Source organism: Rhodoflexus caldus (genome assembly GCF_021206925.1).
Lineage (GTDB): Bacteria > Bacteroidota > Bacteroidia > Cytophagales > Thermoflexibacteraceae > Rhodoflexus > Rhodoflexus caldus.
In genome coordinates, this window is sequence record NZ_JAJPRF010000011.1 from 88,287 (window position 1) to 101,598 (window position 13,312).

Genomic DNA, 13,312 nt, shown 5'->3' on the forward strand with positions numbered 1-13,312 from the left:
GCCGGCGTTTTGATTAAACACTTAATTTTTTCGCTATGCAATACGTTCGCTTTGGCAATACGGATTTGGAAGTAAGCCGCATCGGTTTTGGTGCTTGGGCTATTGGCGGCGAGGCAGAAGTAGGCGGCATCCCGATTGGCTGGGGGCCTGCCGATGATGCCGTTTCGGTAAAAGCGCTGCACAAGTCATTAGACAGTGGCATTACCTTCTACGACACCGCCGATTTTTACGGCTTGGGACATTCCGAAGAACTCATCGGCAAAACTTTCGGCAATCGCGCCGATGTGGTGGTTGCCACCAAAGTAGGGCAGCGCCAAGGCGAAGGCAATACTATTCAGATTGATTATTCGTTGGAGTATGTACGCAAAGCCTGCGAGCAGAGCCTGCGTCGCCTGCGCCGCGACAGCATTGACTTTTATCAGTTGCATGTTGCCAAAGTGCCCAACCTGCAAAACGGCGAACTGGAAGGCTTATTGCAGGATTTGCAAAAGGAAGGAAAAATCCGTTGGTACGGCATCTCATTGGTAACTTTTATGCCGGAACCCGAAGCCGAATTTTGCTTGGAAAACCGCTTTGGACACGGTTTTCAGGTTGTGTATAATATTTTCAACCAACTGATTACGCCTTATTTGGCACAGATGCAGCAGGGCGGCTATGGCGTCATCGCGCGGATGCCTTTGCAATTCGGCTTGCTAACAGGCAAGTTTGATACAAATACTGCTTTCCTTCCAAGCGACCATCGCAGTTTCCGACTGACAAAGGCTGTTTTGCAGGAAGCCGCAAAGTTGTTGCAGCCGCTGCAAAAAATGGCTCAGGACTACGGGATGAACCTTGCACAACTGGCATTCAGTTTCATTTTGTCCAATCCTGCCATCAGCACCGTTATTCCGGGGATTCGTACGCCCGAGCAGGCAGTTCGCAATGCGGAGCTTCCGCCTGCACTCAGCCCCACCGACCGCGATTGGTTGGTGCAATTCTGGCAGGAAGACTGCCGCAACCTGTTTGCCGCTATGAAACAGGCAGGCTAACGGTAAATAAAACCGGTGGCTGTCGTACCAATAATATTATCATTCAGGATGCGCCCTGACAGCATTTCATTTTTGAGATATTCCAGATAGCTGCGCGTGTAGATGCCAAAGCGATTGGGCAGGTATTCTAATGAATTGAATCTACCCAATGAGAGGGCATAGGGAAGATTGACATGAATACCGGAAACGGCATTACCTTGTTTGTGCTGTACCTTGTAGCGACGGTACGACCATGCCCTGTCGGTATCAACAAAAATATGGATGTTGTAGGCATTGCCATTGAAGCGGATTTGAAAATCTACGCCTGTTTTATCAAGCGCCACGTCGCGTATTACATTTGCCGAACCGAAAAAATCTTGTGACAGATAATAGGCATGATATTCGGTCAGCATCCCAAATTGCGTTCTGTAAAGCCGGGCTTCTAAGCCATTGCACAAATCTGTCCATGCAATATGGGGAAATGTTTGTTTAAGCAGATGGCTGTTATTCGTTAAGTAGTATTCATAGAAGGCCTTGAAATTCAACAGTTTGCCTTCTTCAAAAAAAGCCTTGTGTAACCAGGTGGAAGGATTGAGCGCGCCACGCAAATCCTCCTCAAATGTCTTAATTTTATACAGCGTTGGATTGGTTTGCAGGCTTTTTAGAAATTCGGTAAAGCGGTTTAAATCGCTCATTGGCCAATATTTTTTGTCATTTCATCAAACAAGCCAAGCAAGCGCAGCGTATTGCGCCCGGGTTTACCGTTGGCTATCGGTTTGCCATCAATAGTAGTAATCGGCATAACGCGCTTGGTTGTTCCTGTGGTAAAAATTTCATCGGCTTGCCACAGTTCCTCTACCGTAACGGGGCGTTCTTCTACTTTGTAAATGTCTTTTGCCAGTTGCAGCGTAACATGGCGCGTAATGCCTTTCAGGATGTTGGCATCGGGCGTAACCAGCGTGTCGCCGTGGAACAGGAACAGGTTGCTGCGGCTCAGTTCACTTACTAAACCATCCTTGTGGAAAAGTACATCTACTGCTCCGGCAGCCTTGATTTGGTTGCGCAGCATAATCAGCCGCACGTAGTTGGTGGACTTGATTTCGGGCAGTTCGCGCAGGTACTCATCGGTGATGATATGGATGCCTTGTGTGAATTTTTCGGGTGCTACGTAAGGAATATCTTCTGTGATAATCAGCAAATTAGGAGTTTCGGCGGGTGTAACGCCGTCGGGTGTATAGCCGCCTGTCAGCACCAAGCGGAACGAAATATCCCGTATGCCCGTGCGTTGGTGCAGGTCATCCATTTGCCGCCAAACAGCATCCTTGCTGAACGGGAAAGAAATACCCATCAGTGCGGCGGAGCGCTCAAATCGTTGCAGGTAGAGGTCGCGCATGAAAGGCCGACCGCCATAGGTGCGGCAGTAGTCAAAAAGCCCGTAGCCGCGCAGCAGCCCGATGTCGTTAATGAAAATCTGCCCTTTGTCGGCGGGCATTATCTCTCCGTTGATTGAGCAAAAATGAGCCATAAGAAGCGAATGGATAGAATTAGGGAGGTAAAAGTACCAAATTTAGCGGCAAATTTAGCCTACCAGTCGGTAAACCGCTTTGCCCAGCATCACCAGCGAAAGCACGCTAAGCACGATGCGCTCCCATCGGTGATAGCTGCCGTCGCTTATCTTTTTGAGCCATTGGTTGCCCAATACAGCCCCCAAAACCGTTACGGCAACTAACGCAACCATCAGACCGGCATATTCCCCGAAATCAAAATCAACCACCCATATAAACGTAGGAATTTTAATTACGTGTGCCGTGAGTTGGCAGGCGGCTTTGGTGGCCACGGTCTGTTCTTTTTTGAGAGCTGTTTTCAGGAAAAAGGGAGAAATAAACGGCCCCACCACACCTACGAGCATCCCCAGAAAGCCCGAGGCAAAGCCAAGAGCCATAAACACATACAAAAAACGGGTACTGACTGCTTTTACCGCCGTACTGTGTTGTTTGGGCGGTATCACGTTCACCATAACCAAAATGGCAAGGCTCATCAGCAATTCCAGCCAATACGGATTGGCATATTGGATGCATAAACCGCCCAGATACGCGCCCACAGGCAATGGCAGGATGAAACGCCACACGATGGGCACATAGACCTGACGCAGCGATACCGCCACTCGCGACACATTACTCACCAACTGCACAACAGCGTGAATAGGAACGGCAGCACGCACCGACAAAAACAAATTGACCAATACGAACAGCATCATGCCGCCTGCCACTCCAAAAACAGCAGAAAAAGCAGCAGTAGCCAATGCGCCCAGTAACAAAAAAAACAGGGCTGCGGCGCTCATTATTTCTTCACTAATTTGCGTGGAAGCACTTTGGTTTTTTGCAGACTTTGTACGTAAAAATTATGTGCAGAAATGATTTCACTGCTCATCTGCTCCGCTATGGCTACAAAGTCTGTGTAATTTTTTGACAAATGTTCCAATAGTTTGCCTGCTTCTTCGGGCTTTACCGACTTGCGGTGTGCCTGCCCTAATTGCGTACCGACCGAGTAGGCCAAGTCTAACTGTAAAGTAACATCTAAGCGGGTTTTGATTTTATACGAAAACGTAGGAATGGCACGTCCCCAGTACTGTTCGCCGTTGTAGGTCGCATAGCCGAGCCGCTCTTCCACATGCGGTGCATACAATTCAGCAGCTTTATTCATGCGTATGCCGTGGTGCTCGTAGGGGTTGTGATACCATTCATTGTCTACATCCTGATATACAGACTTGATATCCAATAAGATACGGTCGGTATTCGGCTTTTCTTCTTTGGGAGCAAGCACAACCAGAATACGTTTGTTTTGCAGCGTTCCTTCTGCCTTACCTGCTCTTTCAATAAAGTAAGTGTCCAACAAATCGGTTTCGCTGCGGCTTTCCAGATAGGAGTTTAGAATGCCCACTACTGCCGGGTCATCGGTTGGCAGCGGGTTTTCTTTGAGCTTTTTTGCCCAGTTATTGTCGGTTTTGAGATAGTCATTAACCGATTTTTCCCACTGTTGCGGCTTGATGGCTTCCAGATGGCTCAGGCTCTTGTAGTCCAAATCGGCATGAGAAAAGCTGCGCACATAGCCTTCGTAAAGATAGTCAAGCACGATATCGGGCAAAAACTTTTTGATTCCCTTTTGTTTGCGCAAAGCGATGGAAGAAAGCAAACGCACGATATCCCATGCGTAAGGGCCGAACCGCGAGCGGTCAAAGTCTATCATAGCCGCGCCGCGCTCGGTTTTTACATAGTTTTCCAAATGCGGATTGCCGTGCAGAAATACTTTGGGCATTTCCGAGTGGTCGGCGAGCTGCGCAAATCGCTCCTGCATACGGATGCACATGGTGCGAAAATAAAAGAAGACCCCTCTGTCTTTGTCCAAGTAGTTCTTAATCATCACTACGGTATCGGTAGCGGGGTCTTTGGAAAAAAAGTTTTTGCCGGGTTTCAACAGTGCTTTCGCCATCTCATAAAACAGGGTTTTTGTTTGTAACAATTTATTAACGCAAACTTAACATGAATTATTTGAAAAAGCAGCGATAATTTTGGGTGTTAATAAATTGAAACAACTTAGCCTGTCTTTGGGAACGCTGATTTTTAGCGGATAACGCGGGTTTACGCTGATTTTTTCCTGTAAAAATCTGCTATTATCAACCCGCCTACTCGGGCTTGAAGATATTCATCAAATCATCATCGGAAAGATTGCCCATCCATTGCTCGCCCTCAACTACGCTCAGGTTGGCAAGGGCCTTTTTAGCCGACTGCATTTCGTTGATTTTTTCTTCAAAAGTCCCTTTGACAATCAGGCGATGGACAAACACATTTTTGGTTTGTCCGATGCGATAGGCGCGGTCGGTTGCCTGATTTTCCACCGCAGGATTCCACCACAAATCGTAGTGAATTACCCGTGTAGCTTGGGTCAGGTTGAGCCCTGTGCCTCCTGCTTTCAGCGAAATAATCATCAGTTTGGCCTGCGGCTCGTTCTGGAAAATTTGCACCAACTCATCGCGCTGTTTGGCAGAGCAACCGCCGTGGAAGTACAGCGGCGTAAACCCGAAGCGCTCTTCGTGCATCTGCATCAGCAGCTCACACATTTCGGTATATTGGCTGAAAATCAGCACTTTCTCGTTGTTTCCATAGATTTCTTCCAACAACTCCATCGTGCGCATAGCCTTGCCCGAAAGAGCGGTATCGCCGGAGCTTTTCTTGTTGAATTGTGCCGGATGGTTGCAAATCTGTTTCAATGAAATCAGTATTTTGCCTACTACTCCCAATCGTTGAAGCCCCTTCACGCTTTTGAGCATTTCCATCAGTTGCTCGTAGGTTTTGGTGTATAAAGCGGCCTGTTCTTTGGTAAGGGTGCAGTATTCATCTATTTCTATTTTATCGGGCAAATCGCTGATGATACTTTTATCGGTTTTGAGGCGGCGCATGATAAACGGCTCGGTAATGCGTCGGAAACGGTCTAAGAGTTCCTGGTCTTGTGTAGTTTCAATCGGCATGGCATAGGTGCGTTGAAAGTGCTCGCGCCCGCCTAAGTATTTGGGCTGTGCAAAATCCATAATACTCCAATATTCCATCAGTCGGTTTTCCACAGGCGTACCGCTCATGGCTATCCGCAACTTGCTCTTGATTTTTTTAACTGCTTTTGTCTGGTCTGTGGAAGGATTCTTGATATTTTGCGCCTCGTCAATGACTGTTATCAGCCATTTTTGCTTGTTGATTTCTTCCCAGTCGTTACGCAACGTACCGTAAGAGGTAATCAGCACGTCAAAAGTCGTTGGATGCGGCAGGCTGCGTTGCGCCCCGTAGAACATCTCCACGCGCAGACCGGGTGCAAAGCGACGGATTTCTTTTTGCCAGTTGGTCAGTAGGCTGGTAGGTGCTACCACCAGTGCTTTTTGTTTGTCCAATTCACCCTCTTCTTTGAGTTTAGCCAACAGGGTGATGACTTGCAGGGTTTTGCCCAAGCCCATATCGTCGGCCAGAATACTGCCCAAGCTCAACTTCGCATTCTTGTAGAGCCACTCAAAGCCGCGCACCTGATACGGGCGAAGTTGTGCTTGTAAATCGGTAGGAAGGGGCACAGCTTCCACAGCCTTTAATGCTTCTATATGCTCTTTCAGGCCGCTGTCTATACGCACCTCTGCTCCGTTCCACTCCTCTGCAAAAAGTGCCTGCAAAGATTCCTGAGGGGACAAATCACCTGACTGTTCCAGAAATTTTTTCAGCTTTTCAATTTCTTTGGGGTCAATCAGTACATAACTACCGTTGATTTTGGCAAGACCTGTCGTATTAGCTATCAGCCGGTTAAATTCTTCATCTGAAATCGTTTGATTGCCCAGTGCAATGGAACGTTTCAGTTCCAGATTATGGATATTCAGGTAAGAAGTCCTCTCCTCGTTAAGCCCCTCCAACCTACTCATGCTGAGTACCGGTTTGAGTTTGAGCAGGTTTTCCATCTCTTTGGGCAGCATGACGGTAATTTGCAGCAGGCGCAAAACAGGCAGCACGTCTATAAAAATCCGCGTAAAATCGTTGACGGAAATAAAGCCCACATCTACCCCTTGCGACATCAGCACAGGTGTTATTTCCGACATATGGTGGCTCAAAATGGCCAAATCCTGCAAAATGGATACGCGATAGGGCGCATATTCGGCATCCCTGAACAGTTTGAAAAGCTCTACGGGATGTGCTGCCGCGGGGTCGTCGGGCAGTTGGAAAAGCAACTCCATTTCCAGCGAATCCTCCCGCGTATCGCTTTCCATTACTTTCAGGATGGGTTTTGCCTGTTTTTCGGGCAGGTAGAATACGCGCAGCCACAAGCGGATATTTTGCGGCGTTTCTCTTCGGTCTAAATCTTTGGCGTTGATGAGTGCCGCCGCAGAGACGCAAAAAAATGCTGACAGAATATCATCGGTGTTATCAAGCCCGCGCACATTGCATATCTGATGGACGTGCAGCGTAATTAAATAGGCCAGTAACTCTGCTACCTGCCTTTCAGGAGGAAGAAACCCTACGTCCTCTTTGCCTTGCTTCAATACCAGCATATTGGGCGGTATCACTTCCGCCAATTGGCGGATAATTTCGGCCACTTCTGTAATCAATAGAGCAGGTAACCAGCGAAAGGCATATTTATCTTTTGTAACCTGATGCAACTGAGGAATAATGCCGCCCTGCCTGAGCAGCAGCAGCGTAAACTTATTGAGTGTGTAAAAAGCCTGCACGTCAGGCGCATAAAAACTCAGATTTTCTGCCTGCAAATGGGTGAGCCATGTTAAAAAATCTTTACCTGTACGCCAGTAATGCGGCGATTTATCCGTCAGCGCTTCTATGGTAGGCGCTTTGTCTTTTTCTACGATGAAATGCAGGCGGCGCACCGACATAGGCACGGGCAACAGATTTTCCTGTTGTCTGTTGTTGCGTACCTTGGGCGCAAGCATCGCAGCTGCATTATTTTGTAAAATTCTGATTTGTTTGGCATAAACATTCCGAAAATCAGCCTTGCCGCTGTAAAAAGCCGGCCGTTCACTCAAAAGCATAATCAGCCGCTGCGATACATCAGGCACTTCCAGCGATATATGCGCAAGTTCTGCCACATCTGCCTGCAACTCAAAAGGCAAGGGCTGCCTCCCTTTGCTAATCATTGTAAACAGGTCTGGAATATCATCGTAGATGCGCGGGATAACATAGCCGCGTTTTTCCAATTCATCGCGCAAGTCCAGCCCCCTGAGCGCAAAAACCAGAAAGGGATTTTGATCTATCTGATTGGCTATCATGTAGATAACTGCCGCCTGATGCTTGCACGGGCTGGCATGGTCAGGGCAACTGCACTCGCTTTGCACCTCGTTCCATGACTTGGGAAACAACCTGATGCCTTTTTCCATCAAAAGCGTGCGATACAGGTCTATCGGCAGTTCGCCTGTCAGCAGATTAGATAAAAAGTAGGTATTATCAATAATGGCGCGCATCAGGCTTTCTTTCTCGCGTGCCGAAAACGGCGCAAGGGAGAGTATTACGTTGTAGGGCTTTGGGTTTGAGCCGGCTACTTTTGCACGCGCTTTGCCATTAACAAAGTTAATTTCTTCTACATGACCATCGGCAGCATAAGCCTTTCCTCGCGGCAAGCGGTTCTCTCTGTCAATATTACTTAGCGCATCTAACCACTGATTGCCCCACCAGGTGTTTCCGAATGTATTTCGCATGATATGAATTTATTTGATTAGTCTGAAAAGATAATATGATTTTTACATACTGTCAATAGTTTTTTGCACCTCTCGTCTGCTTACTTTTCCCGTTGCTGTTTCAGGAAATTGTGGCAGGCAGAAAATACGTTGCGGCGCATGGTAGCGCGGCAATTTTTCTTTTAAGTATTGCAAAAGATATGTTGCGGACAGTTCGGTATCCGTTTCCACAATCAGTACTACACGTTCCCCCAGCCGCTCATCGGGCAGTGAACTAATAATGAACCGTTTGCCCGACAGTTCGGGCAGTTGCAACCGTTGAATTTCCTGCTCCAATTGTTCGGGGAATATTTTCACCCCGCCCGAATTGATGACAAAATCGGCACGCCCCTCAAAACGAAAGCAGTCAGCTTGGGTAAAGGTTATTACATCATTGGTGTAAACCCATTGATTGTCAGTAACTTCTCCTTTGAGCATCAGGCAACTGCGCTCATCGGTTTGGGCGGTAATGCCGGGCAGCAGCCTGTATGCTGTTTCGGGCGAAGTACCATTGACACGCCGCAGAGCAATATGCGAAACGGTTTCGGTCATACCGAAGGTGGCGTAAACAGCGGCACGAGTTTGTTGCGCTGCTCGCTCCAATTCGGCACTCATGGCAGCGCCGCCGATGATAACCTTGCCGCAACGGTCTAAAACAGATTTATCGGGTTCATTTTCAAGGCTTTGCTGCAATTGCAAGGGTACCATTGCTACAAAATCAAAGCCTGTTTCGGTAGTAAAATTTTGCAAGGGATGCGAAGACGGCGCAACCAAGTCCATATGCAACCCGATTTCCCAACCACGCGCCAGCATCATAATGCCTGCAATGTAGGCAGGATTGAGGCACACCAATGCCGATTGTCCACTGTGCAGTTGCAAAGTTGCCGCCGTTCCGTGTATGCTTGCCAGCATCTGCCTGCGGCTTACGGTAATGGGCTTGGGGATGCCCGTAGAGCCGGAAGTTTGCAAGTGGAAAAGCTCCTCACCGCGCAGCCATGCACGGCTGAACCGCAAAGCCGCCCGATATACAGCCTCATAGCTTTCTAATTGATTATCAGTTGCTTGTAGGATTTCATCGGCTGTCCATACAGGTTTTTCGGGCAGGTCGGCGAGGCAGAGTTGCATGGGGACTATGTTTTACCCCAAAATTCGCACTCCGAAGAAAAGAACGCAAAAATTTGCTCTGCTGCTTATTTCGTTCCTGCAATAACATTAACCTGCATTTCAAGCATTTGCTCGGGTTGCTGCTCGTCGTTGCTTTTAATGACAAAGCGGCGAATTTGTTTGCCAAGCGTTCCGTTGTGGATAAACCGCACTTGAATAACGGCAAACTCCTGCGGAGCAAGCGAAAATTGCTTTTCGGAAATAATTTCGCAACCCGGGAAGGGTTTTATGTCAAGTACTTCCAGCGGTTTGCCGCCCTCGTTGTAAATTACAAATTCAGTAACCAAGCCCACGTTGAGGTAAATATCGCCAAGGGTTTGTACTGTTTCGCTCAGTTGCATACGCGGCCCTAAATCGGGGTTAATGGTGCCGCTGCCGGTGCGGGGCATCCCTGCCGGGGCAGATTTGCTTTCCTCACTGAAAAGCATTTCCCCTGCCGAAGGCACAATATTGGCTATCATGTTTACTTCCACCCGCGGCTGAGCGGCATTTTTGGTAAACAAAGCTACATTTTCCTGAAAAAAGCCTGCCGATTTTTTCAACTTGGGGTCGTAGGTAACTACAATGGAGCCGATTTTGCCGGGCGGAATGACCAATGAAGAGTCAAAATAGACGCGGATATGCGTCGGAGTTTCTATGCGGTTGGTAAAAACGATGGTATCATTGCCGGCATTGTACATCTCAAATCGCTTGCTTACAACCGCCTGCCCGGTAATGCTGCCAAAATTCAGGTTTTTATGGCGAAAGCGCAGCACACCGCTGATGTAAGGAAACGAAGCCTCAGGAGTAGCAGGTGAGGGAGCAATATAACCTTCTAATTTCAGCGTAAAAGTGCGCGGCTGTGGGTCGGTAATGTGCACCGTGAAAATTTTCTGAAAAGGCCCCAACTTGTAAGGGGCAAACACAACCTTGATGGAGCCGGACTTACCCGGTGCGATAGGGGTTTGGGTAAAAGATGCGGTACTGCACGAACAATCGGGGATGACTTTTTGGATATTCAGCGGCGTAACTCCTTGATTTTTAACGATAAACTCATGAATAACGGGAGTTTCTTCTTTGCTGATGCGCCCTACGTTTTGTACTACTTCCGAAATCTGTATTTGTGCAAAAGCGATGCCTGCCGACAGCAACCAGCAGCAAAGCCATCCTATCCAACGTCCGAATTTCATGCTCTAACGATTTTTTTCAAGTGCTGCAAACATAATTGAATTTTAAGAGTTGTTTTGTTTAACCTGTGCTTTCTCCGCAACGAAAGGCTGTGAGCAGCCCTCTGCCGATTGCTTTTCCGACATTTGCCAACAACAAAGAAAACAACGCCTGCAAAGATGCTCTGCGGCAACTTTGCGATTTGGGGTATTATTTCCCGTTGGCGGGCTTGTACCTGTTGGTTGCCTTAATGGGTAATTCGCGGGGTTTTCGGACAGATGCGCCAACGATTTGGCAAAAAAGAGTTATCATTACGAGAAATTACCTCTCAAAACGTATGAATCTGAATCTGCAACATAAAAAGGCCATTGTTTGCGGCAGCACGCAAGGGATAGGCAAAGCGGCTGCCATCGGGTTGGCGCAATTAGGCGCAACCGTTACGCTGCTGGCACGCAACGAAGAAGCACTGCAAGCCACACGCAAAGAGTTGCCAAGCCCTAACCACCAGCAACACAGCTATATTTGCGCCGACTTTGGGCATCCCGAACAGGTGCAACAAGCAGTCAGCGAGTGGCTGAAAGAACATGGCGGCGCACACATCCTCATTAACAACACGGGAGGCCCTCCGGGTGGTCAGGCGATAGATGCAGCACTTTCCGAATATACCGATGCCTTTACCAAGCACCTGATTTGCAATCAGTTATTGGCGCAAATGCTCGTGCCTTACATGAAAAGCGAAGGTTTCGGACGAATTGTAAACATTATTTCCACCAGTGTACGCGAGCCGCTGGCAGGTTTAGGGGTGTCTAATACCATTCGCGGTGCAGTGGCAAGCTGGTCTAAAACCATCTCCATGGAGTTGGCAGCTTTCGGCATTACGGTAAACAACGTATTACCCGGCTACACCAAAACAGGTCGTTTGGCAAGCCTCATCAAAGCCCGCAGCCAACAGCAGGGCAAAACCGAAGACGAAATTGCACAGGGGATGCTTGCCGAAGTGCCTGCCCGTCGTTTTGCCGAAGCAGAGGAGGTAGCCAATGCGATTTTGTTCCTTTGCAGTCCTGCGGCAGCTTACATCACCGGCATCAATGTGCCCGTAGATGGCGGGCGCATTCGGGCTTTGTGAGCGCCTGTATATCAGCATATTGCCCGAAGCTGTTTATCTTTGCCGCGTACTTTCAGGAAAAAACTTACGCATGGCAAAATTGCTTCGCTATTGCCTTATAGGCTGTCTGATGTGCATCTTTTTACAGATAGCACATGCGCAATCTTTACAGGAGTTTACCAACAGTTTTCAGTTAGGCAAAAAGCTGATTGACGAAAAAAATTATACGGCAGCCAAAAGTACCCTTGCCAATGTACTCAAAGATGTGCCGCAGAATCCGTACTACAAACATGCCGTATATCTCTATGCTTTGGCAGATTATCACACAGGTGAATTTGCACGCTGTCGCGAAACACTGGTTAATTTTCTGAACCGCTACCCTGCGTGGGAGCAGGCTGACGAGGTACGCCTGCTTGCGGCACTTGCCGCCTTGGCAGCCAATGACTCGAATGATGCCAATGCGATGGGCAGCGCATTGAAAGACAGTCAGTTGCGCAAAGTGTTTGACAATGCGCGCCTTGCCTACCAGCAAAAAAACGGAGGCAGTGCCGCTAACAGCACGCCCGTAAACAACCGCCCGGCCGTTACCAAAAAAACTTACCACGTTGCGGTTATGCTTCCCTTCATGCTCGCGGAAACAGATGCGACCAAACCCGGCAGGCGTTTCCAGTTTGTGTATGACATGTACGAAGGGATGAAAATTGCGCAAGAGGATTTGGCAAAGGAAGGTATTGATATTCAGTTGTATCCCTTTGATACCGAGCGCAACAATACCGTTATCAGGCGCAAATTGGAAGAGCAAAAAGGACTGGATTTACTCATCGGGCCGTTGTATGCCAACAACGTAGAGCCAATGGGTGCATATGCCGCTCAACATAATATCAGCATTGTCAATCCTTTTGGCACAGGCGCAGAGTTGCTCAAAAATGCACATACGCTGTTGGCCGAGCCTTCGCCTGTGGCTATGGCACAACAGGCCGCCGCTTTTGCCTCCGCACAACTGCCCGGCAAAACGGCCATTATCTACCACGGCAATACTTCCGAGGATTCGCTGATGGCCTATGCCTACAAACAGGCACACGAACGCAACAACGGCCGCACGCACATCATCCGTTCGCTAAACCCCAAGATGAACTTTCAGCGCATCATCAGCGAATTGGATGCCGCCCCTCGCAGCGACTCTACGCACATTTTCATTTGTGCTCGACAGCCCGCTGTTGCCGTAAGCATAGTAAGCGCCTTGCTTTCTTCCAAACGCGTACTGCCCGCCATTACTACGCAGGATTGGCTGAATTATGATTTGTTGAGCTACGAACAGTTGCAGTTGGCGCGCATGCACTTTATCATGCCCGACTTTGTACGCGAAACACCCGCCAAAACCCGTTTTGACAAGCTGATTGTAGAACGAACCAACATGGTTCCTTCCAAGTTTTCATACATCGGCTACGAAAACGTTTACTTTTTCGGGAAAATGCTGCACAAATACGGTGTCAATTTTCAGCAATTTTTGGCACAGGAGTCGCCCGCCGAGGGCATTATGATGCCCGGGTTTGATTTCCGCAATGGGCGGGAAAATATTCGGGCAGCTATTTGCACCTTCAACGGAGGCGTTTTCCAACAAGTATTCCCATTGGCGAAATAAAA

At 48.4% G+C, this 13,312-nt stretch carries 10 protein-coding genes; 3 read left to right on the forward strand and 7 right to left on the reverse strand.

The window, feature by feature from the left end; genetic code table 11:
• Positions 1-35: 35 nt before the first annotated feature.
• Positions 36-1,028 (forward strand): aldo/keto reductase, encoded by a 993-nt coding sequence (locus tag NDK19_RS12475; RefSeq protein WP_250632227.1) that lies wholly within the window; start codon positions 36-38, stop codon positions 1,026-1,028.
• On the opposite strand, the gene NDK19_RS12480 is transcribed toward NDK19_RS12475, so the two are convergent.
• The 7 genes from NDK19_RS12480 to NDK19_RS12510 form a co-directional block, all read right to left on the reverse strand.
• Positions 1,025-1,702 (reverse strand): TaqI family restriction endonuclease, encoded by a 678-nt coding sequence (locus NDK19_RS12480; protein WP_250632228.1) that lies wholly within the window; start codon positions 1,700-1,702, stop codon positions 1,025-1,027. The genes NDK19_RS12475 and NDK19_RS12480 overlap by 4 nt on opposite strands.
• Positions 1,699-2,532 (reverse strand): aminotransferase class IV, encoded by an 834-nt coding sequence (locus NDK19_RS12485; RefSeq protein WP_250632229.1) that lies wholly within the window; start codon positions 2,530-2,532, stop codon positions 1,699-1,701. Before NDK19_RS12485 ends, NDK19_RS12480 begins: the two co-directional genes overlap by 4 nt.
• A gap of 54 nt (positions 2,533-2,586) precedes the next feature.
• Positions 2,587-3,348 carry a sulfite exporter TauE/SafE family protein gene (locus NDK19_RS12490; RefSeq protein WP_250632230.1) on the reverse strand — a complete coding sequence of 254 codons (762 nt, stop codon included), beginning with the start codon at positions 3,346-3,348 and terminating at the stop codon, positions 2,587-2,589.
• The gene (locus NDK19_RS12495; protein ID WP_250632231.1) at positions 3,348-4,496 is read right to left on the reverse strand and encodes a DUF2252 family protein; all 1,149 of its coding nucleotides are present in this window, start codon (positions 4,494-4,496) and stop codon (positions 3,348-3,350) included. The genes NDK19_RS12490 and NDK19_RS12495 overlap by 1 nt, the downstream gene beginning before the upstream one ends.
• 193 nt (positions 4,497-4,689) lie before the next feature.
• Complete coding sequence (locus tag NDK19_RS12500) at positions 4,690-8,235, reverse strand: DEAD/DEAH box helicase (protein WP_250632232.1); 3,546 nt, start codon at positions 8,233-8,235, stop codon at positions 4,690-4,692.
• A gap of 42 nt (positions 8,236-8,277) precedes the next feature.
• A complete protein-coding gene (locus tag NDK19_RS12505) occupies positions 8,278-9,378 on the reverse strand; it encodes an AMP-binding protein (RefSeq protein ID WP_250632233.1) in 1,101 nt (366 codons plus the stop codon).
• A 65-nt stretch (positions 9,379-9,443) separates the two neighbouring features.
• A complete protein-coding gene (locus NDK19_RS12510) occupies positions 9,444-10,586 on the reverse strand; it encodes a DUF1573 domain-containing protein (RefSeq protein ID WP_250632234.1) in 1,143 nt (380 codons plus the stop codon).
• Between the two features lie 89 nt (positions 10,587-10,675).
• On the opposite strand from NDK19_RS12510, the gene NDK19_RS12515 reads away from it, so the two are divergent.
• Positions 10,676-11,689: an SDR family oxidoreductase gene (locus NDK19_RS12515; protein WP_317207170.1), complete on the forward strand. Its 1,014-nt coding sequence runs from the start codon at positions 10,676-10,678 to the stop codon at positions 11,687-11,689.
• Positions 11,664-13,310, forward strand: coding sequence for an ABC transporter substrate-binding protein (locus NDK19_RS12520; RefSeq protein ID WP_250632235.1), 1,647 nt, complete (start codon positions 11,664-11,666; stop codon positions 13,308-13,310). Before NDK19_RS12515 ends, NDK19_RS12520 begins: the two co-directional genes overlap by 26 nt.
• Positions 13,311-13,312 lie beyond the last annotated feature (2 nt).